Source organism: Bradyrhizobium sp. USDA 10063 (genome assembly GCF_054063735.1).
Genome location: NZ_JBSSGP010000002.1, coordinates 4,292,526 through 4,309,364 on the forward strand (window position 1 = coordinate 4,292,526; position 16,839 = coordinate 4,309,364).

Below are 16,839 nucleotides of genomic sequence, written 5' to 3' on the forward strand. Positions count from 1 at the left end.
GGGCAAGGTCGAGGGAAATTGCATTTGAGGCATCCGGGGCAAAGAATGACGAAAAGTGCGGCGCAGCGTCCCTTGATCCTGCTGGTGATGGCTGCGGCGATCCCGCTGGTGCTGTTTGCCGGGTGGGTCGTGTTCTTGAACGCCCGTCAGGAGCGGACCGGTTCCCGGCTTGCCGCGCTGGAAACACTGGATCGGGTGGTCACCCGCCTCTCCTCCGAACTTGATTTGCAGGTCCAAATTGCAGAAACGCTGGCTGCTTCGGTAGCGCTGGATGAGCCGGATCTGGCCTCGTTCTATCTTGAAGCTCTGCGCGTGAAGGAGACGCGGCCACTGTGGGAGACGATCGAACTTGTCGATCCTCAGGGGAATCAGGTGCTTAATCTACTGCGCCCGATCGGCGCCGATCTCGGAGCAACGGCGGATCGAGAAAACTTCGAGCAAATATTAAGGACGCGCAAAGCGGCCCTCGGCGGAATAGGTCCACTCGGCCCGATCTCGGGAAAGCGTCTTGTTGCCCTTCGCGCACCAGTCGAGCGCAATGGCGAGCTCAAATTTGTGCTAACGGTCGCCCTTGTCCCAGATGCCGTGAGTCAGATTCTGAAGGGGGCCGGTGCTCCGGCAGGCTGGTTCGGTGCGGTAGTCGACAGAAAGGGCAACATAGTCGCTCGAACGATCGGAGAGCAGTTTGAATTGGGACATCCCGCGAGCCAGTCGGTCCGTGACGCCATCGCACAGGGCCCCGAGGGAAGCTACATCGGCACGACGCTTGAGGGCGATCAGGTCGACTCGATTTACAAGGAGCTACCAGGCACGAGCGGCTGGTCGGTCCACCTCGGCATCCCCACCGATCAGCTGGATGCACCGGTTCGGCGATCGGCCGTGTTCCTCGCGGGCGGGGGCGCGGTCAGTTTGGCGTTGGCTCTGGCGCTCGTGTGGTTTACCGCGCGCGATATATCGCAGCGCCGCAAGGATCAGGAAGCCCAGGCGGCACTCGCACTGAAGGCCAGCGAAGAACGGCGTAGACTAACGGTAGATGCGGCCGATCTCGGGGTATTCAGCTGGAACTTCACCACTGGCGAGGTGGTCGCTTCAGCCCGAACATTAGAAATGCTCCGCCTTCGAGACTCCGCCGAAGAGGCCGACGCCAGTTTGCCATTCGAGCGGTTGCTTGCAAGCGTTGATCCAGCCGATCGCGCATCCTTTGAGACGTCATTGCTACAGTGTCGCGAGGGGAAAGCCGTGGTCGCCGATTTCCGTACGGCTTCGCCCAACGGACGCTGGTTGCGAGCAAGCGGGCGCACCTCGCGTCTCGATCCCTCGGCATCGGACGTCGTCTTTGCTGTTCTTCTCGATATAGACGAGACGAAGCGCGCCGAACTGGAACGGCAGCAACTGCTTCGGCGCCTTGGTCAAGCCGAGGAGAACGAACGCAGACGAATTGCGCGCGAGCTGCACGATCAGATTGGGCAGACCGTAACCGGTCTGCTGCTTGGACTGAAGAACCTCGAGCAATCTCTTGGGGACGCGCCAGCACGGGCGGCGCGCCTCGATAAGCTGCATTGGCTCCAGGGTCTCGCAAGAGGCATCGGGCGCGACATCCACCAGATCGCGGCCGATCTGCGCCCTACCGCCTTGGACGATTTAGGACTTCACAAGGCACTCGAAGCGTTTTGCTCCGAATGGAGCCGACGCTTCGGCGTGAATACCGATATTCAGGTGCTGGGGAGCACCGAAAGACCTCCGCCCGACGTTGAAATCGCCGTATATCGGGCGGTTCAGGAAGCGCTGACCAATGTCGTGAAACACGCTAATGCGCGAAATGTCAGCGTCGTGCTGGATCGACGGGACCGCGAGCTCCGTATCATTGTCGAGGACGACGGCGGCGGGTTCGATACCCAGGAACTGAGCCGCCTCGAATTTCGAAGTTCAAAACTTGGTCTGTCTGTCATAGAAGAACGTTTGGCCCTGCTGGGAGGATCGCTTGTGGTGGAATCGGAGCCCTCTCATGGCACGACGCTCTTCATGATGGTGCCGTTGGGTGGAAAGGAAACGGGCTCGTGATCCGCATTACCCTTGCCGATGATCATCCGCTCGTGCTGGCCGGTATGAAGGCGCTGCTCGAACCCGTTGAGGACATCACCATCGTGGGCGAAGCAACCGACGGGCAAGGCGTGATCCAGATGATCAACCAGGAGAGACCCGATATCGCTGTGCTCGATATCTCGTTGCCGGGTGTCGGTGGAATCGAGTTGACCCGACGAATCTCCGCCGAGTTTCCGAGCGTCCGTGTGCTGGCGCTGACAGTTCATGAAGACCGCGCCTATGTGCAACCGATGATGCAGGCCGGAGCGCGAGGCTATCTTCTCAAGCGCTCAGCCGCAGACGAACTGGTTCGGGCAATCCATGCAGTTGCCGGAGGCGGCCTCTACCTCGATCCAGCGATTGCCGAAAAAGCGCTGCCGTCCGCCTCCAGCGATCATCTGGCACCCAGAAAAGCAGCTCAACTCGAACTTACGCCTCGTGAGACCGACGTTCTTCGGTTCATCGCTCAGGGGTTCAGCAACAAGGAGATCGCCGCGCGTTTGGATGTCAGCGTCAAGACGATCGAGACGCACAAATCCCGCGCAGTCGAGAAGTTGGGGCTATTTACCCGCGCCGACATCGTGCGATATGGCGTTGCTCAAGGCTGGCTTGAACGTCTGGCAAAGGGATGATCACCGCTGCCGACTGCGGTCGGTGCCCTCGATGAAGCCGCTACCGGTCCTGGACGAGTGGGCGGTGATGCCCACGCGAGTACTTTCTGTCGTTTGCGGCTTCGGATTGCATCAATAATCATCCTTCCCGCCCAGCGATAAACGTTGTTTTCCCTTATTTGCTGCCGCATCAGCATCATGCGCTCGGCCTGCTCTTCCACAGGCATGGACAGGGCACGAGCGATCGTATCGGCAGTCCCCATGGTGTGGTATGGATTTACGATCAACGCCTCCGACATTTCGCGAGATGCGCCGGCGAAACTGGACAAGACCAGCACGCCGGTGTTGTCCTCGCGGGAAGCGACAAATTCCTTGGCCACGAGGTTCATTCCGTCGTGGAGGCTGGAGACGATGCATATGTCGGCGGCGCGAAACAGCTTGAATACCTCGTCAGGCTCATGATGCCGCGCGATCAGTCGGACGGGCCGATAACCGGCACTTCCATGACGCTGGTTGATCTCGGCGGCCAGCGCCTCGGCCTCAGCCTGCAAACTGGCGTAGGAAGCAAGCTTGCTTCTCGTCGGTGCGGCAACCTGTACGAAAACGAATCGCTCCTTCAGTGAGGGATCGAGACTCAAGAGCATGTCGATCGCCCTCATCCGGTCAAGAATACCTTTCGTATAGTCAAACCGCTCGACGCCGAGGGCAATTTTCGTCGTGGCGGAGACTCCAAGCGATTCCCGGATTTCGCTGCGACACCTCGCGGACGCAGGCACCGCTGCGAGCGCGGCCGGTGGCCATTCGATCGAGATCGGATAGGCCTGCACCTTGGTCTCGTGTCCCGCCAGCACGACTGTCAACGTTTCGCGGTCGATGCGGCTTTCAAGGAACCGATCGACGGATTCAACGAAATTGTTGCAATGGAATTGGGTGTGAAATCCCACGATCGTGCTGCCGAGAAGTCCCTCGATGATTTCCTCCTTCCATGGGCAGATGCTGAATGTCTCCGCATTCGGCCATGGAATATGCCAGAATAGGATGATCGTCGCTTTCGGCAGCCGCTCGCGTATCATCTTTGGCGCCAACGCGAAATGGTAGTCGTGAACTAATACGATCGGGTCCTCCGATCTGGATTCTGCGACGACAGCCTCGGCAAACCGTCGATTGATAGCGCGATAGGCTTGCCAGTCGCTCGCACGAAACACTGGCTTCACGAATGCGATATGGCAAAGCGGCCATAGTCCTTCATTGGCGAAACCGTAATAGTAGCCATCCTGCTCTTCGTCGGTGATCCAGACCCGGCGAAGCGAATATGACGGCGATATCTCCGGCACCCGGATCCGATCGTGTTCATCCACCGTCTCGCGGTCGGCGGTGCCGCTGCCGTGTGCTATCCAGACCCCGCCGCACGCGCGCATGATCGGCTCCAGCGCCGATACCAGGCCGCTCGCTGGCGTTTGCACAACTATTCTATTGCCAGAATGGTTGTGGATATACGGCTCTCGATTCGAAACCACCAAGACTTCGGCGTCCGGCAGTGCCTTGTGCAGCAGATCCTGCAGCGTCCTCGGCGACCATTCCACTCGATCCGCCGAGGCCCAGAAATGATCCGTTTCGCGTAGAAGCTTGTGAATCTCCGCCTCGATCGGCGAACGCGCGCCGGGCAAGCCGTAGTCGAGGTCACCGCGACGCACCTGCGCTACCGCCCGCTGTAGCGACCGCATCCATTTCCGCGCTGCGAGGAACATCAGGAGAGCCGCCACTCCCGCAAGGACAATCGATGCGATCGCAATGAGTGCAACCAGGTAAGCAAGCGCTTGTCCGGACCTGGCGTCGACGAAACTCAAGTCCGTCAGCAGGACCAGATATTCTCTTCGGCCCTGCCCGCTCACCGGAAACGCTGCCGCGAGGAGCCGTCTCCCATCGCTGGAGATGCTCGAAAAGCTTTCCGGCTCCGACCTTGCCACCTTCTCGCAGGAAAAGCTTTTCGGCATCGATTTTGTTGAGGCGATCAACGCGCCCGCCTCATCGCAGAGCCCGACCGCAAGAATCCGTTCATCGAGCGCCACGTTTTCAAATATGCCTTCCAGGCTTTTCCAGCCATGCGCCTTGACGGCCTGATCGAGTGAGCTGTGAATCGCATTGAACACCAGCCGCGAACGCGCTTCCACGTCGCGTCGCGACCACTGCTCGATGACATTTCTGGAAAACGGCGCAATCGCGAGACCTGCGAGCAAAACTGCAATCAGCCCGGCACCGCCGTAGCGAGCGAGGCTAGCAAACCGAAAAAACATTGAGGTCCCTTGACGCACCAACATCTCAACCTAGCAGCATAGCCAGCCAACAGGTGTCAACCTCGCCTCGCGATCCGATCAGGCGATCGGTGGCATTCACTGATCCGCGAGAAAGCGGGCACAGGCTTCTCCACTTGCCCTACGGCTCGCCCTTTGTACGGTTTCGTACCATCATAGCAGAAACTCCTGCCTTTCGCAGAAACCGCTGCCCTTCCGATGGATTGGTGCAGCGTGCGCCAAACAGACGGAGAGCAACATGAAGTTCAGCGGCATCGCGTGCGTGGGTGTCGTGACGATCTCGGCATTCCTGCCCTCAGCAGTCAGGCTTCGGCGACCCCGCTCATGGTAACAACACCCTGACGGCCGAGCGTTTCGGACACCTGGCTCAAATCATGGATGTTGAGAGGTGCCACTATGCCTCATGAAACAGCGGCACTGCTGTTGGGCAGCGTCACCGTGCTTATTGGGGTGATCCTCGCAATTGGCGGCGGGTGGTTTGTGGACCTCGAAGGGTCGCCTTACTATCTGCCGACCGGCTTTGGGTTGATCGCGTCTGGTTATCTGGTGGCGAAACGACCCGAAAGTGCGTGGGGTTATGTCATCGTGCTTCTTATCGCGCTCTTGTGGGCTTGGTGGGAGTTCCGTCTAAATGGCTGGATCTTCGTTCCACGCACGGCTGGGCCAATCGTTCTCCTTATCTGGATTGTCGCGGTGACACCTTGGCTACACAACCGTTGGCCCCGCCTCGCTGACGGCTTGGCCGGAATCGTAGCGGTGATCGCCGGCTTGCTGATCATTGCTGGGAGCTTGGTTGTGCTGATGGGCCCCCCGGCACATACTGCAATCGACATGGCTTTCGGTATTGCCTTGCCTGTAAGCTTGCCGGAGGCTTGATCATCGCCGAGACCGAAGTACTGAAGAGGCCCCTCGAGCCTACAAGCGCAGCGCATCTGCCGTTTGACATGGAAGCCAAGACCGTACTGATTTCTGGCGCCGGCATAGCAGGACCGGCTCTCGCGTTCTGGCTGAGACGAGCCGGATTGACGCCAACCGTGATTGAGCGATCGCCGCGATTGCGTACCGGCGGCTATGTGATCGATTTCTGGGGGCTGGGTTACGACATCGCCGAAGCGATGGGTCTCAAAGACGAGATCGAGCGCATTGGCTATCATGTTCGTGAATTGCGGGTAGTGGATGATGGCGGTCGGCGGGTCGCGGATTTTGGTACTCGCGTGTTTGAACAGCTGACTGCAGGACGCTACGTAACCCTGCCGCGCAGCGCACTTTCGTGCCTGATCTTCAACAGAATCAAGAACCACACAGAATTCATCTTCGGAGATGATATCTCTGCCCTCAGTGAGGAGGCCGACGGCGTCCACGTGCGCTTTCGGGAGGGACCCGAACGGCGCTTTGACCTGTTGATCGGCGCCGACGGCCTGCATTCGATGGTTCGCAGGCTCGCATTCGGTGGACAGGATGAATTTGAGAAGCCTCTCGGATACTCGGTCGCAGCCTTTGAGAGCGACGCTTACCGGCCGCGCGACGAAGACGTTTACATCATGCATGGAAAACCGGGACGCATGCTCGGGCGCTTCACGTTGCGGGACAACAGAACGCTATTCCTGCTTGTTTTCCTTGACAAGGAAGGTCTCGTTCCGCTGTCGCTCGATGCGCAGAAGGCATTGCTGCGCAGGCGGTTCGGAGCAGACGGCTGGGAAACCAATCATATCTTGAGCAATCTCGATCGAACTCAGGAGCTGTACTTCGATCGTGTCAGTCAGATCCGGATGAGCCGTTGGTCGCGCGGGCACATTGCCCTTGTCGGAGATGCAGCATTCTGCCCCTCCCTTTTGGCCGGTCAGGGTTCTGCGCTCGCCATGATTTCCGCATACGTACTGGCGGGCGAATTGCTGAGTGCAGGCGGCCGTCACCAGGAGGCCTTCACCCGGTACGAGGCCATCTTGCGCGACTACATCACGAAAAAGCAGCAGGCCGCTGAGAGCTTCGCCACCGCTTTCGCACCAAGGACGCATTGGGGCCTATGGTTCCGTAACTTGGTGATCAACGGCTTCTCTGTTCCCGGTGTCTCAAGACTAGCATTGGGCAGCTCAATCGTCGATCGCCTGCGGCTACCGGCCTACAACTGGCCATCAGGCGACAGCTGCGCACTGAATTAGCTTGCCACCGGTACGCTCTACCCGCTGGCTTCACCGATGGTTTCGAAGATGGACTCGACGCGCGCAGGCGCGAACCCAGGCGCCATCTCGCGGAAGAAGGAAGGCCTCAGCTCGGGGGCGGAGCTGTGGCAAGACCGTGCGACCTGTGCTCCATTGCGAGTCACACGGCTTTTTCGCGTCATCCTGAGATTGGGCCGCGGCAGTCGAACTGCAGATGCCGAGGCACGATAGCGTGAGACGAAGTCGCATGGGCAATTCCGTAAGTATGCGGGATCCGGGCGGCTCTCTTTTTCCATCCTTCCAACAAATCCCCTTCAGCGATAGTTCCAATCTCGTCGATGGTTCAGCCTGTTACCGCGAGAGAGCCGATGATTGTCGGGAGCCGCCAAGCCAGCAGTGACACAAGGAGTCATCGGCAGCGCCTCACCGGCGGAAAGCCTAAGCTGACGGGCAGAGTCGAAAAAAACTGTGTTCGCCGAAAGAGAGCGTGATGAAATCGCCTCAACTCAGATCCCGCGCACGGCCGGAGCGCGGGATCTGAGAGGACCTCGATTAGGCTGCTTCGGCATTCACGGCCGTCTCGGCGAGCTTGGTCAGGCTTTCATCGGTTTTCTTCTCTTCCGCGAGCGTCTGATCGAGCAGCCTTTCGGCTTTCGTCATATTGAGTTTGGACGCCCAGGCTTTGAGGGTGCCATAGCGCGAAATCTCATAATGTTCGACAGCCTGTGCGGCTGCGAGAAGGCCGGCATCGAGCGCAGGCATCCCGTCGTACTCTTCCATGATTTCCTTGCCCTCCTCGATTATCCCCTCGATTGCGTCGCACTTCTTGCCGCGCGCCTGTTTCCCCAGCAGTTCAAAGATCTGCTCTAGACGTTCGACTTGGCCTTCCGTTTCGGTATGGTGTTTCTCGAACGCCGCCCGCAGCTCATCGGCTTGGGCTGCCTTTGCCATCTTCGGAAGAGCCTTCAAAATCTGCTTTTCCGCATAATAGATGTCCTTCAGCGTATCGAGAAAGAGGGCGTTCAGATCCTTTTCAGACATAGGTCTCTCCCACAGGTGCCATTGCTGGCCAAAGAAACACGTGGCCGTGATCAAGGTTCCTCGCCTTCTCGCGAAAGGATTCGGGCGGCGCTCGATAGCGTTGAGCATTCTGCTTTCCGTCTGGAACAACTTGCTGGGCCGCGGCTTAAGAAGGCCCACTCTGTCGCAATGGAGCAACTTGTGAAAATCCAGGCCGGCTACGACATCGCCTTCCAGTGCTACCAGGAAACGCCGATCCTGCTGATGCTGAGCGTGCGACCGGAGCGCCAAGCCGATCTGCTAACGGACCACCGGATCCAACTATCCGGCAACATTCGCTCGCGCGATTATCTCGACGCCTTCGGAAACGTCTGCACGCGGCTCGTGGCGCCGCCAGGTCTTCTGGAAGTCCGCAACGACTTTGTTATTGCCGATAATGGCCTGCCGGACGAAACCTGCCCCCAAGGCAGAGCAATGGCCGATCGACGAACTGCCGGATGATGTGCTCGTTTACCTGCTGGGCAGCCGTTACTGCGATACGGAAAAGCTCAGTCAGCTCGCGTGGCAGCGATTCGGCCACGTCGCCGGCGGCTGGCAGCGCGTTCAAGCCATTTGCGATTATGTGCATGGCCAGCTCGAGTTCGGCTATCACCACGCGCGGTCGGATCGGACTGCCTCAGAAGGTCATGAGGAGGGACGTGGCGTCTGTCGGGACTTCGCCCATCTCGCCGTTACTCTATGCCGCTGCCTGAATATCCCAGCTCGCTACTGCACGGGATACCTGGGCGACATCGGCGTGCCGCGTGATCCTGCACCGATGGACTTCAGCGCGTGGTTCGAGGTCTTCCTTGATGGCCGCTGGTTTACGTTCGACGCGCGGCACAATCATCCGCGCGTGGGGCGGATTGTTATGGGCCGGGGACGGGATGCCGCCGACGTCGCGATTTCGACCTCCTTCGGTCCCACCCAACTGGCAAGGTTTCATGTTGTGACTGAAGAGGTCGTCGAAGCCTCCAGCCAGCCGCTTGAACCTGCGATCTGACCGGTCCGGCATCTTGACTTAGATGATGGTCCGCTTGGTCGCCTGCTCACAATCCGCCCGTGTCGGCTGAAGTTGTCCTCTACGACTGGTGAAAACCCATGATTGACCTACAGAAGCAGGAAATCCGCGATCGCGCTTATCGGCTTTGGCAAGCGGCGGGCGAACCGGAAAACCAGGCGGATAGTTTCTGGTAAGAGGCCGAAAAAGAACTCCTTGCCGAGCGAGAAAAGCAGGGCGAACTGCCGCCCGGCATGACTGACAATCTGCCTATTTGACGCTCGAATGCAGCACAAGAAAAGCCCCGCCATCGCGGGGCTCTCCTCTGCACGTCACCACGTCTGACGGCTGTACCAATCGTCGATCTCCCTTTTCGCCTGATCCTTCGCATAACCATAGCGCTGCTGCAAACGGCCTTCGAGTTGGTCCTGCTTGCCGGCGATGACGTCGAGATCATCGTCCGTCAGCTTTCCCCACTGCTCCTTGACCTTGCCCTTCATCTCCTTCCAGTTGCCCTCAACGCGATTCCAGTCCATTGCTCTCTCCTGTGGTTCACGTTCGGCCAACCGGGGGCGCAATCCTTCGTTCCAAAGCCGCGCTGCGGCATGGCGAGGCAGGGGCGTCCTTAATTGCCACGAACACGAAGTGAAGCGTCGGGAGGAACTTCAGACAGCAACCGCTGTTACGGGGAAAAGAGGAGCCCCTTATGCGCCGCCGCCAAAAGCCGTCGCCTATCCGTAACAAACTAGACTTGTCTGATCGCGTCCAAGTCCGTCTGCTGAGGAAGAGGCTCCATCTGTCCGAGCCGGAGCTGACCCAGATAGTCGGCCGCATCGGCAACTCGATCGCGGCCATCAGCAAAGAAGCAAGTTTGCAACGGACCAATCGCCTTCCAGAGGGGATGGGTGTGCCCTCCCCTGAGGTCATCGCATCGGTGACAGCAACCGAGAAGACCACGGCTGAACCGTTATCGAGCGAGCCAAACCGCTGATGTGATTGTGGAGGTTTCGAGGAACCGGAGACGCTGAGCTACGTTTCGCTCCTGTCAGCATACGGAGATCGTTATGCGCTCTGTTGTTCTAATTCTAGTTATTCTGCTCACTGAGACGTCGCTCTCTTTTGCACAGGGGCACATGGGCACGCCACAAGAGCAGCAGGCCTGCAGGCGAGATGCGCAGCGATTTTGCCGCAAGCAGTTGGCCGATGATTCGGCGGTCCAACGATGCCTGCAGCAGAACAGGACCAGACTGAGCAAAAGCTGTCAAAAAGTATTTGCAAGCCATGGCATGTGAGATCTCTGTTTCTGGCGCTGGTGCTTTATCGCCACGCGCAGCAGCAATCCCCAACTAATGCCGGCCTTACTCCTTATCGACTGCCGATTTCAGCTTTGCGGCCCACCCCAGCACCGACGCCTCGGATCGAAGAAGTCGTTGGGCAATGACGCGCCAAGTCAGGCCGCTGGCACGAAAGGGAACGCCTCAGAGATCGCCAGAGTGGCGCGCCAATGGCCTCGACGCGGACCGGGTCATGACCGGCCGGCGGTTCTGGCGCATGGGCGGACGGCGGAAGCCCGGCGGCACACCATGCGGTCGCGGTCATCTTCGCGCGCGATCTAGACGAGCCTGCAGAGCCTTTAGGTTCTATGTGCACTGCGTTCTGGCTTACGAAGTTTGCGAGCCCTGGATGTTCTCTACGAACAGCGCTCGCCATTCGGTCGGGGCGATTGACAGGGTTGCGGGTTTGCCGGTCATGCTGGCTGCTCCTCACTTGGAATTGAGGTATTGGCCGCCACGCCTGACCAGAGGTCTTCCGGGGCCCCACCGTCACTACCTGCCAGCCGGTGGGTCCTACGCCCAGTTTGCACTCGGCCGACGTACGCAAAAATTTTTTTCAGCCCCCTTGAACTTTTTCTTCCGTTACAAATTTTCTTGGACGCCGCAGATAGCGGTGTCGGGGCGCCAATCGGGCCCCGAACGAAGGCGGGCACCGGCAGGTGTCCGGTGCCGGCTCGTATCCATCTTGCTCTCAGGAGGATTTGGCTATGAGGTATGATTGGACTCCGCTCTGGAGGTCGACCATCGGCTTCGACCGCCTTTTTGACGCTCTCGATGAGGTCCAGCGGACCGCTGAAGAGAGCTACCCCCCTTACAACATCGAACGGCTCGACGAAAATCGCTTCCAGATCTCGGTGGCGCTGGCCGGATTCGCGCCAGATGAAGTCGCGCTCACAGTCGAGCAGAACGTTTTGACGCTCGAAGGCGCCAGGGGCGAGAAGGAAGACAAGACGTTCCTGCATCGCGGCATCTCGGCGCGCTCTTTCAAGCGGCAGTTCACCTTGGCCGACCATGTCGAGGTCAAGGGGGCCCGCTTCGAAAACGGCCTTCTGATCATCGATTTTGAGCGGGAGATCCCCGAGGCCATGAAGCCGCGCCGGATCCCGATCAATAATGTTACACAGATCGAGGCCAAGGCGGCCTGATCCATCCGATCTTCGCAGATCAACCTCGGCCGCGCGGTGATCCGCGCGGCCACGTCCCAACTCGTTTCAAAAACTGGAGGTAACCATGCGGCCGACCGCGCGTGACGGCAATGTATTCGAATTTGAAGCGCTTCTTCATCCTGGCAGGATCTACGCTCATCCGCGCGATGTCGTCTCAGACCCAGCGCTGACCCTTGGCGAGAAGCGAGCGATTCTCGCTTCCTGGGCCTCGGACGCATCAGCCATCGCATCCTGCCCCGCCTTGCGCGTGCCTGAGGGTCTTGAAGCGCCCGTCCACATCGATGACATCCTTGAAGCCTTGGGCGCGCTAGACGGAGGCCCGCGCAATCCACCTGGCGGAAAGCCTATGCGCCTGCGTTCAACTGAGCGCCGGGCTGCGGCCTAAGGAGGATAATGATGAGGGAAAGTCAAGCAATCCGTTGCGAGGCTGAGCCGACCGAGGGAGACCTTGAGCGTAGTCTCAGCGCAGGGATAGCGGCTTGGCGGTCAGCTCGTTCGCGCTACGGGGTGACCGCGGCCGGTATCCCGGTTATTCGGCGAGGCCGGCGGTCTCGCGATGCGCTCGATGACGCTCGGAGCTGAAGATGCCTTACCATGTTTATGCGCGGCATGGTTCGGGCGCGTTCGGCGTCATCGTCGAGACCGCCCGCCAGGCGCTTGAGAAGGCCGCCCAATTCGCCGAAGAAGGACATCCTGATGTGGCCTTCAAGGACCTGCTCGGGAATATTCTCGACCGTGCGGCGCTAATCGCATTGGCGGGCGATGAAGAGCCTTAGGCCGCGTCTCAGACGCTCTGCGCCGCGCAGGAAAGTCGATGATAGTAGTTCTTACATAGGGTAATAAAAATGGGACCTCGACAACTAGTCTCCAACGTCATGCAAGGCAAGCGCAAGCGCAACCGGGCTAAGCCGACCACTTCGCTCCAGGAGCGACTGATCGGTTTAGCCCAATACGCTCGCGATCGCGCCAGAGATATGTCGCCGGGCGAGGAGCGTGAGAAGCTACTCCGGCAAGCGCGGCAAGCCGAACGGGCTGCCGAACTCAATGAGGCCCTTAGCCCAGAGCCGCCGAAATGAAGCTCACGAATTTGGATGCACGAGGTCTCAGGCCCGAGCCCGGTTAATCACTGCCGATCGCTGCACTTTCAAATACGCCATGTCGAATCGCGTTAGGAAATGGCTGAAAATCAGCGCTGGGTCGTGACCCTGGCAAACTGCCCCCGCCGCTTGTTCGATAATCTCGTCAATACGGCACTGAAGATCATCGATACTTTCGGCGTTCTGGTCTCGGACCATAAGTTGCTCCTGGCGTTTCGCGGGAGTGGAATTGGTCTCTCAGCCGTCAGCGCCCGCGGAAAGATTACCCAGGCCGGGGAGCGGGACGATAACGCCAGCCGCCGCCGCATTCTGTTCAGAAGTGAACTTTGTTCTCGGTCGGAATACTACGGGCACGATAGGAACAGACCTTTCGTCACGTATGCACGCACACGCGATCGCCAACCGGGTGTGCACTGCTCCGGCAGCTCGGTCGCACTCCGGCCGGGCCACTTTTTACGGTGCTCGCAGCGTCGGCGACCTGAACGCCTCTTCTTCAGTGCGGCGCCACTTGAGCTTACGCGGTGGCGGTGCGTACTGGGCCGTCCCTCGGCCACTTGCTGCGCTGGAGACGAAAGCGCGGTCGAATGCCCAGCAGGTGTGGTAGTGCTACTGCCATAAATGGAACCAACAGGCAGCTATATGCCTTTCTGCCATTAAGACGCTCGTCAAGGGCGCGGTTCGAAATTACGGGGAGATTGCAATGAGCAGGCTCGACGAGCGCACCGTCGCAAAAATGGATCTAGTCCTAGAACAAGTTTGCAAAGGACTGTCTGCCTATGGTGGCAACCACAAAAGCCGAAAATTCGTCGCTTTAAAGATGATCGAAGCCGCGAGGCAAGGAAATACAACGCTCGGCGAGCTTGAAATTACCGCACGACAAGCGTTGCAGGAGTTGATAGAGCGCAAATCGGCTTAGGGCGACCCGCCTCACAGGCCCGCTAAACGTCGGCCTCGTTGCGCGCTCGGTCTGCTCGTGACATTGCTCTGCTCTCAGTTTGGGCCTCTCCGAACCATACTTGCAAAACGCGCAAGGTCAGCTTCGGCCGAAGATATAGGTTCAATCGCTCGGATCTACCGAGGAAGCCGCTATTGCTTGCTCCAGATCCTTGACCAACGCTCGGTGGTGTTCAGCAAGCTTGGCAAACAGCGCCTTCTTGGTCGCATTGGTCGCAAGCTTACTGATTAACTCGCACTCCTCGGCTTCATTCCGAAGCTTTTCTAAGTGCGCCTGCATGTCCTTCATTGGTCATTCTCCGTGCTCCACGAAGACTAGGCAACAGGGGAACCCGAGGGCAATAACCTAAGAGACTTATCTAGACAGTGCCCTCTGCCGCGGCCGATGCATTATCCGCTCGGACAGCTCGGCAGGCACTTCGTGTTGTGGGCGATCAGCCCATGCTTGCGCATCCAGGTGATGGCCTGGGTCGTCGAGCCGACCAAGTCCTTCAACTTGGATTTCGAGAAGGTCTCCGGCTGGGCGACGACTTTCTCGGGCCCACTCAGTGTCCGGCTCGTAGATCAGACCGGCAGCGAACGACGGCTCAGCCGCGTGTGCTCGGCGACCTTTTCCTTGGTCGGGTTGGGCAGCTTGATCGTCCAATTCTCGTCCTTGTACAGCCGACGCAACTCCTGGGCGCGGGCATTGCCGGTGGGCTTAGCCTCGATCAACAGCTTGTCGACGCGGAAGCGACGGCCCGAATAGGCAATACACTCGACTAATCCCCAAATGGGGCCTGCAGCGCTTGAACGTCTCATGCTCCAGCGTTTGTGGCGCACCAAGCCCCTCACCATTTGCATCTACATTCACCGGATTCGGAAGCTAGCCCTCGAGGCTTCTGTGGACCACAACAATTCCCAGATCGGGCGGTTCCCACCAAAGAGGTTTTCGAGACTGCGAAGAACGAAATGACGACCAGCACCGTGAGCCAAGCCCAGTATCATCCAGCAATACCAGCTCACGCCCAGGCAACTAGGTGGCTCGAACTCGTCCGAGAAAGGCCTGGACCTCGCGTCGCATATCTTCGAACCTGCCGCGCATAGCGGCCGAATGTTGCTCCACTTCACGAGCCGAACGATCTGTACCATTCACTGAACGGGCCACCTCCGCGATCGTTCGCGTGATCGCGACTGTCTGCTCGGCGGTTACAGTGGTGTTTCGACTGATTTCGGAGGTGGCCGCATTTTGCTCTTCGACGGCGGCAGCTATTGTGCCCGCCGACTCATCCAGACCATTGATGGAAGTGGAAATTGCACGAACCGCGTCCACGGCGGCAGTCGTGGCGGCACGGACCATTTCGATATTCCGACTGATGTCTTCGGTCGCCTTCGTTGTCTGACTTGCCAGTGCTTTCACTTCGGAGGCAACTACCGAGAAGCCCCGGCCTGCTTCTCCCGCGCGGGCGGCCTCGATGGTCGCGTTAAGTGCGAGAAGGTTGGTTTGCTCCGCGATTGAGTTAATGATCTCGATAATCGTCCCTATTGTTTCCACGCTGTCCGACAATGCTGCTACTCGTCGTTCCGTCTCGGAAGATCGAACTCGTGTTTCCTGTGCAATGTCACGGGTCAGGTGAATCTGGCGCCCGATTTCATTAATCGATGCCGCAAGTTCTTGGGAGGCCGCCGCTACTGTTTGTATGTTTTCCGAAACCGATGAAGCGGCGCTGTCCATGCGCTCTGTTCCGGCAGCCGAATCCTTTGCGTTCTTCGAGAGCCGCATCACAGTCTGAGACGTTTGTTCGATTTCTGCAAACAGGGCTTCGACGAGCGAGCCCACAGCAGCGTCAAACTCGTCGGCAAAGCGGAGCATTGCGCTACGACGCTCGACCTCTGCCAGCTTTTCTGCTTTCGCCCGGCTGGCTCTCAGCGCCTCGGTCTCCTTCATCTTCTCACGAAACTGAATAAAAGCGCGGCTGAGCCGCCCAATTTCCGTCCTGCTCTCGTCCTTCGGTACTTCGGTGTCGAACTTTCCAGCGCCGAGTTCCTCAAGGGCCGTCACGGTCCGATTCAAGGGGCGCGTTATGGAGCGGCCCAGCAGGATCGTTATGAGCAGGCTCAGCGACAGACCTACGCAAAGAGAGCCGACAACCCAAAGGGCGCGGCTGAGAAATATAGCGTTGACATCGTCGATGAAGATGCCGGTGGTGACGACCCAATCCCAATGCTTATCGACCGCGCTCAAGAAGAGCTTCGGAGTATCGTTCACCGCGGAGCCCGGCCGCCTTCCTGGGAACTGGGAGAATCCCTCCAGCGGCACGGATTTGTTGGCTGCTTCCAGGTAGCCAATGTAGTTCGCCCGGGCCGGATCGTCGTTCAGCTCGAGCATGTTCTGGCCGATGTTATCCTTTCGCGAAGGATGCATCTTCATGATGCCTTTGCGGTCGAACACAAAAAAGTAGTTCTTGCCGTCGAAATTCATACCCGCCAGGACAGTCAACGCGGTTTTCTGTGCTTCTTCCAAGGGAATCTTACCGGCGGCGGCGAGATCCCCGTAGCGGTTCACGGTATTGACTGCTGTCTCGACCAGCGCGCGTAACTTTGCCTTGCGGTCTTCAAACATTCCCGACCGCATGTCCAAAAGCATATAACTGGTTGCGCACACCAGCACAGTCGTAAAGATCAGAACAATGAGAAGGAGCTTCTTCCCGACGGTTAGCTTCTGCAGCATGATCAAACAAGAATCTTCCGTTGCAATTGACCATGAGTCTGTATGTTTGGACTTTAAGAAGCGTTAAGCTTGGTACTTTCGATCTTCAGCGCGATAAGTTTCTGCCAATATTCGCGAATAAGCCGTTCTCACCGAGCTATCCTTGGGACCCCATCGGGTGGGCTATCGTATGAATATTGGGGCTCCCGACGCTCCGGTGCGCGCTCCGACAACTGCCGCTGGGTCCGAGCGAACGACCCGACGGAACCGCGGCATGGCTAGCTGGCCTGTGATTGCGACGCCGCAGGCGCCCTACCCCTTTATCATCCGCGTGGTAAGGACTCTCCGTCGGAGTGCCAGACGCTCTTGAGCTCGT

General features: G+C 58.7%; 17 protein-coding genes and 1 pseudogene. 12 read left to right on the forward strand and 6 right to left on the reverse strand.

Going from position 1 to position 16,839, the window contains the following annotated elements; translation table 11 throughout:
* Positions 1-45 precede the first annotated feature (45 nt).
* Together ACVJGD_RS22350 and ACVJGD_RS22355 are read left to right on the forward strand one after the other, a co-directional pair.
* Positions 46-2,061: an ATP-binding protein gene (locus ACVJGD_RS22350; protein WP_456636343.1), complete on the forward strand. Its 2,016-nt coding sequence runs from the start codon at positions 46-48 to the stop codon at positions 2,059-2,061.
* A complete protein-coding gene (locus ACVJGD_RS22355) occupies positions 2,058-2,714 on the forward strand; it encodes a response regulator transcription factor (protein ID WP_456636344.1) in 657 nt (218 codons plus the stop codon). The genes ACVJGD_RS22350 and ACVJGD_RS22355 overlap by 4 nt, the downstream gene beginning before the upstream one ends.
* Here ACVJGD_RS22355 and ACVJGD_RS22360 read toward each other — a convergent pair.
* Entirely contained in the window at positions 2,681-4,987 is a 2,307-nt protein-coding gene (locus ACVJGD_RS22360) for an alpha,alpha-trehalose-phosphate synthase (UDP-forming) (RefSeq protein ID WP_456640334.1), read from the reverse strand. The two genes, ACVJGD_RS22355 and ACVJGD_RS22360, sit on opposite strands and share 34 nt — an antisense overlap.
* A 414-nt stretch (positions 4,988-5,401) precedes the next feature.
* Between ACVJGD_RS22360 and ACVJGD_RS22365 the strand changes: the two genes are divergently transcribed.
* A complete protein-coding gene (locus ACVJGD_RS22365) occupies positions 5,402-5,881 on the forward strand; it encodes a hypothetical protein (protein ID WP_456636345.1) in 480 nt (159 codons plus the stop codon).
* Positions 5,878-7,164, forward strand: a complete 1,287-nt coding sequence (locus ACVJGD_RS22370) for an FAD-binding domain (protein ID WP_456636346.1) — start codon at positions 5,878-5,880, stop codon at positions 7,162-7,164. Before ACVJGD_RS22365 ends, ACVJGD_RS22370 begins: the two co-directional genes overlap by 4 nt.
* A 552-nt stretch (positions 7,165-7,716) precedes the next feature.
* On the opposite strand, the gene ACVJGD_RS22375 is transcribed toward ACVJGD_RS22370, so the two are convergent.
* Positions 7,717-8,205, reverse strand: coding sequence for a YciE/YciF ferroxidase family protein (locus ACVJGD_RS22375; RefSeq protein WP_456636347.1), 489 nt, complete (start codon positions 8,203-8,205; stop codon positions 7,717-7,719).
* Between the two features lie 180 nt (positions 8,206-8,385).
* On the opposite strand from ACVJGD_RS22375, the pseudogene ACVJGD_RS22380 reads away from it, so the two are divergent.
* Both ACVJGD_RS22380 and ACVJGD_RS22385 read left to right on the forward strand, forming a co-directional pair.
* Positions 8,386-9,226 (forward strand): annotated as a pseudogene (locus ACVJGD_RS22380) (transglutaminase-like domain-containing protein).
* Positions 9,227-9,324: 98 nt separating this feature from the next.
* Entirely contained in the window at positions 9,325-9,420 is a 96-nt protein-coding gene (locus ACVJGD_RS22385) for a DUF2934 domain-containing protein (protein ID WP_456636348.1), read from the forward strand.
* Between the two features lie 135 nt (positions 9,421-9,555).
* Here ACVJGD_RS22385 and ACVJGD_RS22390 read toward each other — a convergent pair whose 3' ends face one another.
* Complete coding sequence (locus tag ACVJGD_RS22390) at positions 9,556-9,759, reverse strand: CsbD family protein (protein ID WP_456636349.1); 204 nt, start codon at positions 9,757-9,759, stop codon at positions 9,556-9,558.
* 170 nt (positions 9,760-9,929) lie between these two features.
* On the opposite strand from ACVJGD_RS22390, the gene ACVJGD_RS22395 reads away from it, so the two are divergent.
* The 6 genes from ACVJGD_RS22395 to ACVJGD_RS22420 all read left to right on the forward strand — a co-directional run bounded on the left by ACVJGD_RS22395 (position 9,930) and on the right by ACVJGD_RS22420 (position 13,736).
* Positions 9,930-10,214 (forward strand): DUF3606 domain-containing protein, encoded by a 285-nt coding sequence (locus tag ACVJGD_RS22395; RefSeq protein ID WP_456636350.1) that lies wholly within the window; start codon positions 9,930-9,932, stop codon positions 10,212-10,214.
* Positions 10,215-10,287: 73 nt separating this feature from the next.
* A complete protein-coding gene (locus ACVJGD_RS22400) occupies positions 10,288-10,515 on the forward strand; it encodes a hypothetical protein (RefSeq protein ID WP_456636351.1) in 228 nt (75 codons plus the stop codon).
* A 749-nt stretch (positions 10,516-11,264) separates the two neighbouring features.
* The gene (locus tag ACVJGD_RS22405) at positions 11,265-11,702 is read left to right on the forward strand and encodes an Hsp20 family protein (RefSeq protein ID WP_456636352.1); all 438 of its coding nucleotides are present in this window, start codon (positions 11,265-11,267) and stop codon (positions 11,700-11,702) included.
* Positions 11,703-11,787: 85 nt separating this feature from the next.
* Positions 11,788-12,108 carry a hypothetical protein gene (locus ACVJGD_RS22410; RefSeq protein ID WP_456636353.1) on the forward strand — a complete coding sequence of 107 codons (321 nt, stop codon included), beginning with the start codon at positions 11,788-11,790 and terminating at the stop codon, positions 12,106-12,108.
* Positions 12,109-12,307: 199 nt separating this feature from the next.
* The gene (locus ACVJGD_RS22415; protein ID WP_456636354.1) at positions 12,308-12,499 is read left to right on the forward strand and encodes a hypothetical protein; all 192 of its coding nucleotides are present in this window, start codon (positions 12,308-12,310) and stop codon (positions 12,497-12,499) included.
* A 1,021-nt stretch (positions 12,500-13,520) separates the two neighbouring features.
* Positions 13,521-13,736, forward strand: coding sequence for a hypothetical protein (locus ACVJGD_RS22420; protein WP_456636355.1), 216 nt, complete (start codon positions 13,521-13,523; stop codon positions 13,734-13,736).
* Positions 13,737-13,877: 141 nt separating this feature from the next.
* On the opposite strand, the gene ACVJGD_RS22425 is transcribed toward ACVJGD_RS22420, so the two are convergent.
* The 3 genes from ACVJGD_RS22425 to ACVJGD_RS22435 form a co-directional block, all read right to left on the reverse strand.
* Entirely contained in the window at positions 13,878-14,063 is a 186-nt protein-coding gene (locus ACVJGD_RS22425; RefSeq protein ID WP_456636356.1) for a hypothetical protein, read from the reverse strand.
* 275 nt (positions 14,064-14,338) lie between these two features.
* Positions 14,339-14,575 (reverse strand): hypothetical protein, encoded by a 237-nt coding sequence (locus ACVJGD_RS22430; protein ID WP_456636357.1) that lies wholly within the window; start codon positions 14,573-14,575, stop codon positions 14,339-14,341.
* 214 nt (positions 14,576-14,789) lie between these two features.
* The gene (locus ACVJGD_RS22435) at positions 14,790-16,484 is read right to left on the reverse strand and encodes a methyl-accepting chemotaxis protein (RefSeq protein ID WP_456640335.1); all 1,695 of its coding nucleotides are present in this window, start codon (positions 16,482-16,484) and stop codon (positions 14,790-14,792) included.
* Positions 16,485-16,839 lie beyond the last annotated feature (355 nt).